The organism is Trabulsiella odontotermitis, from assembly GCF_001188485.1.
Classification (GTDB): domain Bacteria; phylum Pseudomonadota; class Gammaproteobacteria; order Enterobacterales; family Enterobacteriaceae; genus Trabulsiella; species Trabulsiella odontotermitis_A.
In genome coordinates this window covers 1-15,120 of the sequence record NZ_JNGH01000053.1, presented here as the reverse complement: position 1 = coordinate 15,120, position 15,120 = coordinate 1, and the positions used below count along the sequence as shown (strand labels likewise).

The window sequence follows — 15,120 nt, the reverse complement described above, 5'->3', positions numbered from 1 at the left end:
GAGGTTCCATTGTGGTTACAGAAGGGAATTCCGATATCAGGTTAACGGGAGATTTCTAAATTGCCAACCGTTTGCGACGAAAAGCGAGCGACTTCTCAAAACTCACCATTTTTTACTGCCGGACACAAAAAAACAGGGCCGAAGCCCTGTTTTTTAAGCATATAACAAAGTGGCGTACTGATTAGAACTGGTATGCAACACCCAGGGTAACCTGGTCGTCTACACCAACCAGCGCGGTCGGAGCATCGTCTTCGTCCAGCAGGTTGATACGGTAGTCAGCATACACGTTGAAGTTCTTGTTGAAGTAGTAGTAAGAACCCACAGTGATGTATTTAGCCAGGTCACGGTCGTAGTAAGAACCGTCTGCAGCAACCAGGTCTTTACCTTTCGTCTGTACGTAAGATACGGACGGACGCAGACCGAAGTCGAACTGGTACTGAGCAACTACTTCAAAGTTCTGAGTTTTGTTAGCGATGTCATAGACATCCTCTAAAGTAGTAGCAGTCTGGTTACGGGTTTCGGAATAGATCGCTGCCAGGTAGATGTTGTTCGCATCGTATTTGGTACCGAACGCCCAGGCTTCAGCTTTGTCGCCACGGCCGTCAGCTTTCTGGCCGCCGTTGTCAGCAGTGGTACGGTTAGCATTGCTGTACGCAGCAATCACGCCGAAACCTTCGGCGAAATCATAGCCCAGAGAGTAACCTACGCCGTCGCCGTTTGCCTGTTTCAGGTTATCACGGTCGTTTTTACCCTGGTACTGGATACCAAAGTTCAGACCATCAACCAGACCGAAGAAGTCGCTGTTGCGATAGGTCAGCAGGCCAGTAGAACGGTTGTTCATGTAGTTGTCAGTGCTGCCCGCCCAGGTTTCGCCAGAGAAGGACGGTGCCACGTCGGTGAGCGCTTCTACGTCGTAGACGATACCGTAGTTACGGCCGTAGTCGATAGAACCGAAGTCAGCAATTTTCAGACCAGCAAACGCCAGACGAGTTTTGTTGACCTGAGAACCTTCAGCTTCGTTAGCCAGCATACGATATTCGAACTGGCCGTAACCGGTCAGCTGATCGTTGATCTGAGTTTCGCCTTTTACACCGATCTGAGCGTAAGAAGAGTCACCGTTAGTGGTGTTGTCACCAGAGGTAACAAAGCCGTGCTCACCAACTACTTTGCCGTACAGATCCAGCTTGTTGGCATTTTTGTTATAGATTTCTGCTGCGTTTGCCGCACCAGCTACTAACAAGGCAGGGATAACCACTGCCAGGATATTGCGCTTCATCATTATTTATTACCCTCATTAGGTTTTTTTATTAACACTCGCCACTGCCGCCAATAAATTCCGTCAATGAAAATTTACGGAACTATTGATGAGAGTTTGGTGTCTTTCTGTATCTAGGACGAATATTTCCATTCATGACAACGTTTCGCTAGCCTGAAAGTGCTACAAATCTCCTAAATAAGTTACGAAAAGAAATAATGTGTAATAATTTGTGTAAATCAGGGAACTTTGTGAACCATCTCAAAGTTCCTGGAAGTGTGCTGTAAAGTTCTCCGAACCCTTAGCTATCTATCTGAAAAACTTATATTAAAATCAGAAAACGCTTTTATTAGTGCGAAAAAGATACGATTCGCGGATTTTGCTTTTTGTGCGCTTAGCCATCCGTACCGCTTTGGAGTTGGTTAAAGTTTGTGCTAAGGGATGCGTATAGTCTGATCGGCAAGTAAGAATCTGGTTATATTTTGTTCGCAAATGTTACGCGACTTAACGGGAGTGTTGAGAAGAAAAGGAAGGCGGCAAGAACAGAGGGACAAAAAAAGCCAGCTTTACAGCTGGCTTTCGATTTTATGAACTTAGAAGCTCGCGTTACGCGGCGTGCGCGGGAACGGGATTACATCACGAACGTTCTGCACACCGGTGACGTAGGCAATGAGACGCTCAAAGCCCAGACCGAAACCAGCATGCGGCACCGTGCCGTAACGACGCAGATCGCGGTACCACCAGTAGTCCTCTTTATTGAGTCCCATCTCGGCCATACGCGCATCCAGAACATCAAGACGCTCTTCACGCTGTGAGCCACCGATGATTTCACCGATGCCCGGCGCCAGCACGTCCATCGCGGCAACGGTTTTGTTGTCTTCGTTCAGACGCATATAGAACGCTTTGATCTCTTTCGGGTAGTTTTTGACAACCACCGGCGCTTTAAAGTGCTGCTCAGCAAGATAGCGCTCATGCTCCGAAGAGAGATCCACGCCCCAGTACACCGGGTTTTCGAACGTCTGACCGCAGTTTTCCAGAATGGTGACCGCATCGGTGTAATCTACCTGAGCAAAGTCAGCACTGATAAAACGTTCCAGACGTTCGATGGCGTCTTTATCCACGCGCTCAGCGAAGAACTTCATGTCGTCCATACGTTCGTCAAGCACCGCTTTGAAGACATACTTCAGCATGGCTTCCGCCAGACGGGCGTTGTCTTCGAGATCGGCAAACGCCACTTCCGGCTCCAGCATCCAGAATTCCGCGAGGTGGCGGCTGGTGTTGGAATTTTCAGCGCGGAAGGTCGGGCCGAAGGTGTAAATTTTCGACAGCGCACAGGCGTAGGTTTCACCGTTCAACTGGCCCGAAACGGTCAGGAAGGATTCTTTGCCAAAGAAGTCTTTGTCGTAATCCACTTTGCCCTGATCGTTGCGCGGCAGGTTTTCCAGATCCAGCGTGGACACGCGGAACATCTCGCCAGCGCCTTCGGTATCGGACGCGGTAATCAGCGGCGTAGACACCCAGAAGAAACCCTGCTCATCAAAGAAACGGTGCAGCGCCTGCGCCAGCGTATGGCGTACGCGTGCAACGGCGCCAATCAGGTTAGTGCGCGGACGCAGGTGCGCGACTTCACGCAGATACTCGATGCTGTGGCGCTTGGCCCGGAGAAGCCACCACTTTGCCGGTAACGATCACCGAGCAACCGGTCGTCAGACGCAGCACTTCCTGATTGTAATTGGGCAGAGAATTATTAGCGACGGCCTGTACAGGATCAAAGCAGGAACCGTCATAGACGGCGACGAAGGAGAAACCAGCTTTTGAATCTCGGCGGGTACGCACCCATCCGCGCACGGTGACTTCGCTGTCAACGGCTACGCGGCCCTGGAGTACGTCGGCAACAGGCACAACGCTCATAATAATCTCTCTGTAGTAGTCCAATAAAAATGTCATTTCTCCCTGAAAAGGGAGTTATCTATGTTACCTGTCATCCGCTATCAGACAAGTAGATTTCGCAGCTCAACAGAGAGAAAATGATAAATAAATAAAGAAGAAGGGAGCCATCGGGCTCCCTTTTGCTATTTAGCTGGCTTTTTTGACCTGCGGCAAATCGAAGGCTTCGCGAAGCGCGCGAACAAATGCCTTGTCGTGACAGATGGTTTTCCCCGGGCTGTCGGAGAGTTTCGCTACCGGCTTGCCATTACATTCCACCAGCTTAATGACAATATTTAGTGGTTTTACCTGCGGAATGTCGCAGGTCAGGCGCGTACCGATACCGAAGCTTAAATTCACTCGTGAAGAGAAGTGACGATAAAGATCGACGGCTTTGGCTAAATCGAGATTGTCCGAGAAAACCAGCACTTTACTGAGCGGGTCGATGCCGAGTTTCTGATAATGGGCGATGGCTTTTTCACCCCATTCCACCGGGTCGCCGGAGTCGTGGCGCAGTCCCTGGTAACGGGTAGCGAATTCCGGCCCGAAATCACGCAGGAATGCGTCCATGGTGATGCAGTCGGTGAGGGCGATCCCCAGTTGTTCCGGGTATTCATCAAGCCAGGCGGCTAGCGCCGCGCGCTGGCTGGTGGCCAGATCGGGACTGATTTGCTGATGCGCCTGGAACCATTCGTGCGCCTGGGTGCCCATCGGCGTCAGAGAGAGGCGGCGGGCGAGGTCATAGTTGCTGGTGCCGATAAACCACGGTTCCTGTTGCAGACGCTGTACAATCGCCTGTTGCACCTCACGGGAGAAGCGGCGGCGGGTGCCGAAATCCATCAGACGAAACGCGGACATATCAAGATCCGCCGTCATCTGCGCAAAATCTTCAAGCTTGTGCTCAAGCGTGTCCAGCGCCTGAGGTACGCCGGTTTCCGCAGAGCGGTAGCGATGCACCAGTTCGCTGATCACCGCCAGCAGCGGTACTTCCCACATGATCACTTCACGCCACGGACCGGACAGGCGAATGTTCAGCTTGCCGTTGTCGTTGCTAATAGTGACCTGCCGCGGGTCGTAACGGAAGTCGCGTAGCCAGTCGAGGTAGTCCTGCTTAAAGAAAGGCAGGCCGGAGAGCCAGCGGTACTCGTCGTCCTGCAGCTTAAGCGAACGCATTGCGTCCACCTGCTCACGAATCGCATCGGCATAGATGCCCAGCAGGTCGTCACCACGGCAGCGGAATTCAGCAGCCACATGTACATCATAGTAGTGGTGAAAAACAGCCTGCTGCATGTGCAGTTTGTAGGCATCTGTATCCAGCAGCGTGTGCAGAACCGGAGTTGCAAATTGTGTCATGGCGCGCAGTAGCATCCTCTCACGGGAGCGTTTCCATCAAAAACAGGCAGATAAAAAACGCAGGAGTATACCTTGATAACCAGGCTATGTCCTGCAATGAACGCGGCATCGTCTGCGGCGGTCATGTCCAGGAGCTAGTTTAATATATTGAACATGGATCACACCACAAGCAGATGCTCTGGTCGAGAGCATTTCGTGCCTCAATGTTATATGAATGTAGCAATTAGCGTGTTTACCCCTGAAAAGATGAACATTCTGCGTAGCGAGATTGTCACAACAGGAATAGACTGGAGTCGATACTTTACAAAGATGCTAAAGGTTTTTTATGACACAACAGCCCCAAGCCAAATACCGCCACGACTACCGTGCGCCGGATTACCTGATTAGCGATATTGACTTGACCTTTGACCTGGATGCCGCGAAAACCGTTGTGACGGCCGAAAGCCAGGTATCCCGGCATGCTGCGTCTTCTGATGTGCCTCTGCGTCTTGATGGCGAAGATTTAACGCTGGTTTCCCTTCATGTGAACGACCAGCCGTGGACTGATTATAAAGAAGAGAATAACCAGCTGGTGATTTCCGCTTTGCCGGAGCGCTTCACGCTGCGCATCGTCAACGAAATCAGCCCGTCCGCCAACACCGCGCTGGAAGGGCTGTACCAGTCCGGCGAAGCGCTTTGCACCCAGTGCGAAGCGGAAGGTTTCCGTCATATTACCTGGTATCTTGACCGCCCTGACGTGCTGGCGCGGTTCACCACCAAAGTTATCGCCGACAAGAGTAAATACCCGTTCCTGCTCTCCAACGGCAACCGCATTGCGCAGGGCGAGCTGGAGAACGGCCGTCACTGGGTGCAATGGCAGGATCCCTTCCCGAAACCGTGTTACCTGTTTGCCTTAGTGGCAGGGGATTTCGACGTACTGCGCGACACCTTCACCACCCGTTCCGGTCGTGAAGTGGCGCTGGAACTGTACGTCGACCGCGGCAACCTCGATCGCGCACCGTGGGCGATGACCTCCCTGCAAAACTCGATGAAGTGGGACGAAGCGCGTTTCGGCCTCGAATACGATCTCGACATCTATATGATTGTCGCCGTCGACTTCTTCAACATGGGGGCGATGGAAAACAAAGGGCTGAATATCTTTAACTCCAAATATGTACTCGCCCGCACCGATACTGCCACCGACAAAGACTATCTCGATATCGAACGCGTGATTGGTCACGAGTATTTCCATAACTGGACCGGCAACCGCGTCACCTGCCGCGACTGGTTCCAGCTCAGCCTGAAAGAGGGCCTGACTGTCTTCCGCGATCAGGAATTCAGCTCTGACCTCGGCTCACGCGCGGTTAACCGCATTAACAACGTGCGCACCATGCGCGGTATGCAATTTGCGGAAGATGCCAGTCCGATGGCGCACCCGATTCGCCCGGACATGGTCATCGAAATGAACAACTTCTATACCCTGACGGTGTATGAGAAGGGCGCAGAAGTGATCCGCATGATGCACACGTTACTCGGCGAAGCGAATTTCCAGAAAGGGATGCAGCTTTACTTTGAGCGCCACGACGGCAGCGCCGCGACCTGTGACGATTTCGTGCAGGCGATGGAAGACGCGTCAAACGTCGATCTCTCCCATTTCCGCCGCTGGTACAGCCAGTCCGGAACGCCGGTCGTCACCGTGCATGATGACTACAATCCGGAAACTGAACAGTACACGCTGACCATCAAACAGCGTACGCCAGCCACGCCGGATCAGCCGGAAAAACAGCCGCTGCACATTCCTTTCGATATCGAACTGTATGACAACGAAGGCAAAGCGATCCCGCTGCAGAAGGGCGGCCACCCGGTGCATCACGTGCTGAACGTCACCCAGGCGGAACAGACGTTCGTGTTTGATAACGTCTATTTCCAGCCGGTGCCGTCGCTGCTGCGCGAATTCTCCGCACCGGTAAAACTGGAATATAAATGGAGCGATCAGCAGTTAACGTTCCTGATGCGCCACGCGCGCAATGACTTCTCCCGTTGGGATGCGGCGCAAAGCCTGCTGGCGACCTACATCAAACTAAACGTAGCCCGCCATCAGCAGGGGCAGCCGCTGTCGTTGCCGGTACATGTCGCTGACGCCTTCCGCGCGATTCTGCTTGATGAGAAGATCGATCCGGCGCTGGCGGCGGAAATTCTCACGCTGCCGTCGGCCAGTGAAATTGCTGAACTGTTCGACATCATCGATCCTATTGCCATCGCCACCGTACGGGAAGCGCTGACGCGGACGCTGGCGAACGAACTGGCGGATGAATTCTTTGCCGTTTATAACGCAAACGCGCTCGACAGCTATCGCGTGGAACACGCTGACATCGGCAAGCGTTCGCTGCGCAATACCTGCCTGCGCTATCTGGCGTTTGGGGAAGCGGAGCTGGCGGATCGACTGGTGCGCGAGCAGTATCACCACGCCGACAACATGACCGATGCGCTGGCCGCGCTGGCGTCAGCGGTTGCCGCACAACTGCCGTGCCGCGATGCGCTGATGCAGGAGTACGACGACAAGTGGCATCAGGATGGTCTGGTCATGGACAAGTGGTTCATTCTGCAGGCCACCAGCCCGGCGGACGACGTGCTGAACACCGTGCGTAGCCTGTTNGCAGCACCCCGGCGGCGTTCCATGCGGAAGACGGCAGCGGCTATCAGTTCCTGGTGGAGATGCTGACCGATCTCAACCGTCGCAACCCTCAGGTGGCGTCGCGTCTGATTGAGCCGTTGATTCGTCTGAAACGCTACGATGCGAAACGTCAGGAGAAAATGCGCGCCGCGCTGGAACAGCTGAAAGGGCTGGAAAATCTCTCCGGCGATCTGTTCGAGAAGATCACGAAGGCGCTGGCCTGATATAAAAAGTCCGGTGGCACATACGCCACCGGACTTTTTTAACCGTGCTTTCTGGCAGGCAATTCATTTGAACCACGCTTCATCACCCGATCCAACACCTCTGCTTCCAGCTCCGCCAGCCGTGCCAGACCCACTCGCCGCGGACGGGGAATATCCACCGTCAGATCCAGACCGATCTTACCGTCTTCGATAAGCAGCACGCGATCGGCCATCGCTACCGCCTCGCTGACGTCATGCGTCACCAGCAGCACCGTAAATCCATGTTCCTGCCACAGCGATACGATCAGATCCTGCATCTCAATGCGGGTTAACGCATCAAGGGCACCCAGCGGCTCGTCAAGCAGCAACAGGCCAGGGCGATGGATCAGCGCGCGGGCCAGCGCCACACGCTGCTTTTGCCCGCCGGAAAGCGCGGCGGGCCATTCGCCAGCGCGATTTTCCAGCCCCACTGACGCCAGCGCCTGACGCGCCGCATTCCGCCAGTGGCCTTTCAGCCCCAGACCGACGTTGTCGATCACGGTTTTCCACGGCAGCAGTCGGGCGTCCTGAAACATCAGCCTGCCAGTATCTCCCCACCGTTGGGCGCTTCCAGACCGGCGAGCAAACGCAGCAGCGTACTTTTGCCGCCGCCGCTGCGCCCGACCACCGCGACAAATTGCCCGGCGGGGATGTGCAGATCCAGCGCGTTGAGAATGGTGTTTTCGCCGTAGCGTTTGGTCACGCCGTTCAGCAACAGCGGCGTTCCCTGATTCAAGCGTGCGGTATTCATGCGTTTGCCTCTTTCGAAGAGTAGGCGGGGTTCCAGCGCAGCCAGAGGCGTTCCAGCCCCTGTGCACTGACGTCAGCCAGCTTGCCCAGCAGGNNCCGGCGTTGGCGGAAATGGTTTCCGCCACAATCAGCGTCAGCCACATCAGGCCGAGGGCAAAGCGCACGCCGACCATAATTGAGGGCAGGGCGCCCGGCAGGATCACGTGGCGGAACAGCGCAAAGCCCGACAGCCCGTAGCTGCGCGCCATCTCCACCAGCCCGCGATCGATATTGCGGATCCCGTGCCAGGTGTTGATATAAATCGGGAACAGCGTCCCCAACGCCACGAGGAAAATTTTGGCGCTCTCATCAATGCCAAACCACAGGATCACCAGCGGGATTAGTGCCAGATGCGGCACGTTGCGCAGCATCTGGATAGACGTGTCCAGTAGCCGCTCGCCCCAGCGTGACAGCCCGCTAATCAGCCCCAGCGTCAGGCCAATTGATCCGCCGATGGAAAAGCCGATCACCGCGCGCCAGGCGCTGATCGCCAGATGCTGCCATAGCTCTCCACTGGAGGATAATGACCAGAACGCCTCCACCACGCCTTCCGGAGAAGGCAGAATGCGGGTGGAGAGCCAGCCGGTAGAAGAGGCGATTTGCCAGATGATGACGATCCCGGCGGGAAGCAGCCAGGGGGCGACGCGTCGCAGCAGAGCCGTGGATGTCGTAGTCATCATACGCTCCTCAGCTCTGCGCCACTTTGCGCGGAATAAACGCGTTGGCGACAGCTTCTCCCTGCTGTTGCAGCGTGCCGTGCTGCGGCGCTTCAGGAATCGCGACGTCCAGATGCGGGAACAGCAACTCGCCCACCTTGTAGGCCTCTTCCAGATGCGGATAGCCAGATAAAATAAAGCTGTCGATGCCCAGCGCCGCATATTCGTTAATGCGTGCGGCGACCGTCGGACCATCGCCCACCAGCGCGGTACCGGCACCACCGCGCACCAGGCCAACGCCAGCCCACAGGTTGGGGCTGATTTCCAGATTTTCACGACGACCGTTGTGTAGCGCCGCCATGCGATGCTGACCCACCGAATCGGTTTGTGCGAAGGCCGCCTGGGCTTTGGCGATGATCTCATCATCGAGATGCGAAATAAGACGATCCGCCGCCTGCCAGGCCTCTTCGTTCGTTTCACGCACAATCACGTGCAGGCGAATGCCAAAGCGCACCTGGCGCCCATGACGGGCCGCTTTTTCCCGCACCTGGGCGATTTTCTCTTTCACCTGCTCAGGCGGTTCGCCCCACGTCAGGTAGAGATCAACTTGCTCAGCGGCCAGATCCTGCGCCACATCGGAAGAGCCGCCAAAGTAGAGCGGCGGGCGCGGCTGTTGTATCGGTGGGAAGAGCAATTTAGCCCCCCGCACGCGCTGGTATTTGCCGTCAAAATCGACGGTTTCCCCTTCCAGCAACCGCCGCCAGATATGGGTAAATTCGGCAGAAGCTTCATAGCGCGCGGTGTGATCGAGAAACACGCCGTCGCCGGCCAGCTCCTGCGGATCGCTGCCGGTCACCAGGTTAAACAGGGCGCGGCCGTTTGACAGACGATCCAGCGTGGCGGCCTGACGTGCGGCCACCGTCGGCGAAATCACGCTCGGGCGGAGCGCGACCAGAAATTTCAGCCGCCGGGTCACCGGGATCATCGACGCGGCGACCAGCCAGGCGTCTTCACAGGAGCGCCCTGTCGGGATCAGTACGCCGGTAAATCCGAGCCTGTCGGCGGCCTGGGCTATCTGCTGCAGATAATCGTGATCCACCGGGCGTGCGCCCTCGTCGCTGCCAAGATAGTGACCATCACCGTGCGTCGGTAAAAACCAGAACAGATTCAGGCTCATGATTTCGCTCCTTGTAGGGAAGTGGGGTGCCAGATGCGGGTGCGGATGTCGATCTTCTTCGGCACCAGACGATTTTCATAAAAGAGATCCGCCGTTTGCTGCTGCAGCACGGCCGTGGCCTCATTAACCGGGGCGATCACCGTCGGCGGGCGATGATCGAGATAGCTGGCGATCACCGGCTCCGGTAACCCCATGGTTTTTGCCAGCAGGGTGATGCTTTCCTGCCGCTGGCTTTGGGTTAAGGCATCGGCCTGGCTGAAGGTGTCCAGTACGCCCTGAATAAACTCGCCGTTTTTCTCGGCATACGGGCGCGCGGCGAGGTAGAAGGAGCCCGTTTGTTTGAGCGAGGTGCCGTCTTTCAACACCCGTACGCCGCCCTGCAACAGAGCGGCAGAATAGTAAGGATCCCAGATGGCCCAGGCATCGACGTTATTTTGCTGGAACGCGGCGCGGGCATCGGCGGGCGTCAAATAAACCGGCTGAATATCAGTGAATTTAAGCCCTGCCTGCTGGAGCGCGCGCAACAGCAGGTTGTGCGAGCTGGAACCTTTCTGAAACGCCACCTTATGGCCTTTCAGATCGGCGACGGTTTTGATCGCGCTGTCTTTCGGCACCAGGATCACTTCCGCTTTCGGTTTGGCCGGTTCCACGCCGACGTACACCAGATCCGCCCCTGCCGCCTGGGCGAAGATCGGCGGAATATCGCCGGTGCTGCCCAGATCAATACTGCCGACGTTTAGCGCTTCCAGCATTTGCGGTCCGGCGGGGAATTCCACCCAGGAAATCTGTGTGTCCGGATAGCGCTTTTCCAGAAACTGATGGCTTTTGGCCNGGCTGACGCTGCCTTTCTGATAGCCGATACGCAGGGCGTCCGGGGCGGGTTGTGCCGCCTGGCTCCAGGCAGACAACGTAAGCAGGCCGGTCAGCGCCAGAGACTGTATTCGCCAGTTGAATAAATCACGCATGGGCAACTCCCTGTAATGTCAGAAACGCGGGTTCTCGACGTTGCAGCGCCTGCCAGAAGGTTTCCAGCGCGCCGTCGAGACGGTGCTGCAGATTGGGGGTAAATTTGGGCTGATGCTGGTAATCAATGACCTGGCTGTCGTCGGCAAACACGCCGTGCAGGATCTCCTGCGCTTTAAGCGCGTTTAACACCGGTTTCAGCGCGTAATCGACCGCCAGCATATGCGCGATGGTACCGCCCGTGGCGACGGGCAGGACGACTTTCCCTTCCAGTGCCCGTTCGGGCAGCAGATCCAGCAGCGTTTTCAGCGCGCCGGAAAACGAGGCTTTATAGACCGGCGTGGCGACGATAAGCCCGTCTGCACTCATGAGCTGCTCGATGAACGTCTGCAGCGCCGGACTGTCGAAGCGGGCATAAATCAAATCTTCTGGTTCGAAATTTTGCAGATGCCAGTGGAAAACTTCGATGTCAGCATGGGACAGCTTCTCCCGCGCATATTCCAGCAAGGCGCTGGAACGTGACGGATAGCGTGGACTGCCCGCCAACGTAATGACTCGACGCATAACCCCTCCTATATAACCAAATGTTTGCTTTTATCTAACATTGATAACATTTATCGCAGAGCGGGGAGGGATTACTAAATGATTTATCCGGGACTGAATTGCTGAAATATGACTATCAAGGAAACGTTTGCGTTTTCATGGCGCTTTTTTGCCGCAGGTCAATTCCCTTTCGCGACGGGATCGAACATAATACGCCCCCGGTTTGCACACCGGGAATCCAGGAGAGTTCATGTACTACCCTTTCGTTCGTAAAGCCCTGTTTCAGCTCGATCCTGAGCGCGCTCATGAATTAACATTCCAACAATTACGTCGTGTAACGGGAACGCCGCTGGAAGCGCTGGTGCGCCAGAAAGTGCCGACGAAACCGGTCACCTGCATGGGTCTGACGTTCAAGAATCCGTTGGGTCTTGCCGCCGGCCTCGATAAGAATGGCGAATGCATTGACGCGCTCGGCGCCATGGGATTCGGTTCGATCGAGATTGGGACGGTGACGCCGCGCCCGCAGCCGGGAAATGACAAGCCGAGGATCTTCCGTCTGGTCGATGCCGAAGGTCTGATCAACCGTATGGGCTTTAATAACCTCGGGGTGGATAACCTGGTGGAGAACGTCAAAAAAGCCCATTTCGACGGCATTCTCGGGATTAATATCGGCAAAAATAAAGATACGCCGGTTGAGCAGGGAAAAGATGACTATCTGATTTGCATGGAAAAAGTCTATGCCTATGCCGGATATATCGCGATTAATATCTCTTCACCTAATACGCCAGGCCTGCGTACGCTACAATATGGCGATGCCCTCGACGATCTTCTTTCTGGTATTAAAAATAAACAGAATGAACTCCAGGCGAAGCATCATAAATATGTTCCAGTGGCTGTGAAGATCGCCCCGGATCTTTCTTCTGAAGAATTGATCCAGGTTGCCGACAGTTTAGTTCGCCATAATATCGATGGTGTTATTGCAACGAACACCACGTTAGATCGATCCCTTGTCCAGGGAATGAAACATTGCGATGAAACCGGAGGCCTTAGCGGTCGTCCGTTGCAATTAAAGAGTACCGAAATTATTCGCCAGCTGTCGGCGGAATTAAATGGCCGTTTGCCGATTATTGGCGTCGGTGGCATCGACTCGGTGATTGCGGCACGCGAGAAGATAGCGGCCGGGGCAACGTTGGTACAAATTTATTCGGGCTTTATTTTTAAAGGTCCGCCGTTGATTAAAGAAATCGTTACTCACATCTGATTTTTTATCCGCTTTTCGTCCGATATTAACAACCAGGGCTTTATTTCCAGCCCTGGTTGTTTTATATTCCCTCATTGTTGCTTATTTAAACATTTTAGTCTTTCATTACATTTAGAAAAATTAAGCGAAGCGGAAACGGAAAAGCATGTTGGCAAAACAGGGATGCTGATGCGGATGGAGAAGAATATGCGAATTAAACCTGATGATAACTGGCGTTGGTATTTTGATGAAGAGCATGACCGAATGATGCTCGATTTAGCCAATGGTATGTTGTTTCGTTCGCGTTTTGCCCGCCGGATGTTAACGCCGGACGCATTCTGTCCTTCGGGCTTTTGCGTGGATGACGCTGCGCTTTATTTCTCCTTTGAAGAGAAATGCCGCCAGTTCGACCTTTCTAAAGAACACCGCGCCGAACTGATTCTGAATGCGCTGGTGGCGATTCGTTATCTGAAACCCCAAATGCCAAAAAGCTGGCATTTTATCGCCCACAATTCGCACTGGCAGCCGGCACTCGGCGATGCTGCCTGCGTCTGGCTGAGCGACAGCGGTCAGCAGGTGACGTTGCTGGTGGTAGAGCCGGGTGAGAATGCCGCGCTGTGTCTGCTGGCCCAGCCGGGCTTGACGCTGGCCGGGCGCACCATGCAGCTTGGCGATGCTATCAAAGTGATGAATGACCGGTTACAGCCGCAACCGGTAGTCACGGATTATACCCTCGTCCAGGCCGTTTAATTGCCCAACCGCAGCGCGGTTTTGGGTACGCAACTACAGCACAGAATGGTGCCATCTTTCGCGACCGCATTTTTCTTCAGCGGTGTGACTTCCCCGTCCAGCAACGTTATCCGACAGCTTCCGCAAATCCCCGCCCGGCACGAATAAGGAATCCGAATTCCCTGTTGTTCCAGTTGTTCCAGCAAAATTTGTTGATTATTGCCGGAAAAGGTCTCACTCTGCCATTCGATATCCAGCGCCGCGTCTTCCTGTTTCTCAACCGCCAGCGACTCATCCACCTGGCCTGCGCCATAACGCCGTGCCGGTTTGGTCGCCAGTACCTCAACGCTGTCGCCAACGCGCACCACGCCGCTGTTGCGGGCAATCAGGTTTTGACCGAAATCGACATCGCCGTTGTCCAGCGCGGTGCGGAAAGACTGCAGGGTACGTAACGGCTCACCGGCGGGGTGTTTTTGCCCGCGCTCCGGGCTGACGGTGGTAAAAATGCAGCGGCTGCAGGGTTTGGCGATGTCGAAAACCACCTCGCCGATGCGGATCACTTTCCAGGTATCTTCTTCCCAGGCCGCCGTGCCGGTAACCACCAGGTTCGGGCGGAACTGTTCGATGCGCACGCTGGCAGAACAACGCTGCTGTAAATCCCGCAACGACGCTTCGGTGGCGAGCAGATAGGGAAAACCATCGGCGAAAGAGAGCGGCACAGCGTCGTGTTTCTTCACCCGACGGGTCAGCGCCGGTCCCACCCAGCGTAGTTGAACGTCACGTTTGAAAAAGCCACTCAGCCACTGGTTGATCGCTTCCGGCGCAATCCGCGCGGTAAAATGATTGCTCCACACTTCCGTTGGCGCATCCTGAGGCGCAAAATCGGCAAAGCGAATGATGGCGCTGCTGCCATCCGGCGCGGTCAGGTGCAGGCCGTCATGCAGCGGCGCGGGGGTAAATCTGACCATCTGCGGGAACTGGCGGGCGGTAATGAAAGTGCCGTCTGGCTCGGTAACCATAAAGATGCGATCGAAGGCCATGCCGCTGATGTCGGCGAAAGCATGGGTCAGGCCAATGCCGCGCATAGATTTGATCGGGTGAATAAAAAGTCGTGATAACGTCGCCATGGCACACTTCCTGAAGCCAAAATAAGCCTTTAACTTTATGACATAGGCCGCAGATTGGCTATAATGCGCAACAATTTTGTTTGATAAAAGTGACGATATGAAATCTCTGTTTGCCAGTACGGCCCGTGGGCTGGAAGAGCTGTTAAAAACTGAACTGGAAGGGCTTGGCGCCGAAGGCTGCCAGGTGGTTCAGGGTGGTGTCCATTTTCAGGGCGACACGCGGCTTCTGTACCAAAGCCTGATGTGGAGCCGTCTGGCGTCACGTATCATGATGCCGCTGGGCGAGTGCAAAGTGTACAGCGATCTCGATCTCTACCTCGGCGTGCAGGCGGTGAACTGGACGGAGATTTTCAGCCCTGGCGCGACCTTCGCCGTAAGCTTCAACGGCCTGAATGATGAGATCCGCAACAGCCAGTTTGGTGCCGTGCGCGTGAAAGATGCTATCGTCGACAGCTTCACCCGTAAGG

The 15,120-nt window shown here is 55.1% G+C and carries 9 protein-coding genes and 4 pseudogenes; 4 read left to right on the top strand and 9 right to left on the bottom strand.

All coding sequences use genetic code 11. The features are described from left to right. Positions 1-181 precede the first annotated feature (181 nt). The 3 genes and pseudogenes from GM30_RS03850 to pncB all read right to left on the bottom strand — a co-directional run bounded on the left by GM30_RS03850 (position 182) and on the right by pncB (position 4,534). Complete coding sequence (locus GM30_RS03850; protein ID WP_049847554.1) at positions 182-1,279, bottom strand: porin; 1,098 nt, start codon at positions 1,277-1,279, stop codon at positions 182-184. Between the two features lie 569 nt (positions 1,280-1,848). Beyond that, positions 1,849-3,166 (bottom strand): annotated as a pseudogene (asnS, locus tag GM30_RS03845) (asparagine--tRNA ligase). Positions 3,167-3,331: 165 nt separating this feature from the next. Beyond that, complete coding sequence (pncB, locus tag GM30_RS03840; RefSeq protein WP_049847555.1) at positions 3,332-4,534, bottom strand: nicotinate phosphoribosyltransferase; 1,203 nt, start codon at positions 4,532-4,534, stop codon at positions 3,332-3,334. A gap of 325 nt (positions 4,535-4,859) precedes the next feature. Between pncB and pepN the strand changes: the two are divergent. Further along, positions 4,860-7,411: pseudogene (pepN, locus tag GM30_RS03835) on the top strand (aminopeptidase N). A gap of 38 nt (positions 7,412-7,449) precedes the next feature. Here the strand turns inward: pepN and ssuB are convergent. From ssuB to ssuE, 5 genes and pseudogenes are all read right to left on the bottom strand, one after another. Further along, positions 7,450-8,180: pseudogene (gene ssuB, locus GM30_RS03830) on the bottom strand (aliphatic sulfonates ABC transporter ATP-binding protein). After that, positions 8,177-8,895: pseudogene (gene ssuC / locus GM30_RS03820) on the bottom strand (aliphatic sulfonate ABC transporter permease SsuC). Before ssuC ends, ssuB begins: the two co-directional pseudogenes overlap by 4 nt. Before the next feature lie 10 nt (positions 8,896-8,905). After that, a complete protein-coding gene (gene ssuD / locus GM30_RS03815) occupies positions 8,906-10,051 on the bottom strand; it encodes an FMNH2-dependent alkanesulfonate monooxygenase (protein WP_049847551.1) in 1,146 nt (381 codons plus the stop codon). Further along, complete coding sequence (locus GM30_RS03810; RefSeq protein ID WP_049847550.1) at positions 10,048-11,016, bottom strand: sulfonate ABC transporter substrate-binding protein; 969 nt, start codon at positions 11,014-11,016, stop codon at positions 10,048-10,050. Before GM30_RS03810 ends, ssuD begins: the two co-directional genes overlap by 4 nt. Beyond that, positions 11,009-11,578, bottom strand: a complete 570-nt coding sequence (ssuE, locus tag GM30_RS03805) for an NADPH-dependent FMN reductase (RefSeq protein WP_049847549.1) — start codon at positions 11,576-11,578, stop codon at positions 11,009-11,011. Before ssuE ends, GM30_RS03810 begins: the two co-directional genes overlap by 8 nt. A gap of 229 nt (positions 11,579-11,807) precedes the next feature. On the opposite strand from ssuE, the gene pyrD reads away from it, so the two are divergent. Both pyrD and zapC read left to right on the top strand, forming a co-directional pair. Continuing rightward, positions 11,808-12,818: a quinone-dependent dihydroorotate dehydrogenase gene (pyrD, locus tag GM30_RS03800; protein WP_049847548.1), complete on the top strand. Its 1,011-nt coding sequence runs from the start codon at positions 11,808-11,810 to the stop codon at positions 12,816-12,818. A 186-nt stretch (positions 12,819-13,004) separates the two neighbouring features. Beyond that, a complete protein-coding gene (gene zapC, locus GM30_RS03795) occupies positions 13,005-13,547 on the top strand; it encodes a cell division protein ZapC (RefSeq protein WP_049847547.1) in 543 nt (180 codons plus the stop codon). Here zapC and GM30_RS03790 read toward each other — a convergent pair. Then, complete coding sequence (locus GM30_RS03790) at positions 13,544-14,653, bottom strand: YcbX family protein (RefSeq protein ID WP_049847546.1); 1,110 nt, start codon at positions 14,651-14,653, stop codon at positions 13,544-13,546. The two genes, zapC and GM30_RS03790, sit on opposite strands and share 4 nt — an antisense overlap. Positions 14,654-14,750: 97 nt before the next feature. On the opposite strand from GM30_RS03790, the gene GM30_RS03785 reads away from it, so the two are divergent. Continuing rightward, positions 14,751-15,120: THUMP domain-containing protein (locus tag GM30_RS03785; RefSeq protein ID WP_238582601.1), on the top strand; the 370-nt coding region annotated here is incomplete at its 3' end.

Bases quoted from the DNA above. Each gene is read 5' to 3' on its own strand.
- GM30_RS03850 (WP_049847554.1), bottom strand. From the start codon at position 1,279: ATGATGAAGCGCAATATCCTGGCAGTGGTTATCCCTGCCTTGTTAGTA.
- pncB (WP_049847555.1), bottom strand. From the start codon at position 4,534: ATGACACAATTTGCAACTCCGGTTCTGCACACGCTGCTGGATACAGAT.
- ssuD (WP_049847551.1), bottom strand. From the start codon at position 10,051: ATGAGCCTGAATCTGTTCTGGTTTTTACCGACGCACGGTGATGGTCAC.
- ssuE (WP_049847549.1), bottom strand. From the start codon at position 11,578: ATGCGTCGAGTCATTACGTTGGCGGGCAGTCCACGCTATCCGTCACGT.
- pyrD (WP_049847548.1), top strand. From the start codon at position 11,808: ATGTACTACCCTTTCGTTCGTAAAGCCCTGTTTCAGCTCGATCCTGAG.
- zapC (WP_049847547.1), top strand. From the start codon at position 13,005: ATGCGAATTAAACCTGATGATAACTGGCGTTGGTATTTTGATGAAGAG.
- GM30_RS03790 (WP_049847546.1), bottom strand. From the start codon at position 14,653: ATGGCGACGTTATCACGACTTTTTATTCACCCGATCAAATCTATGCGC.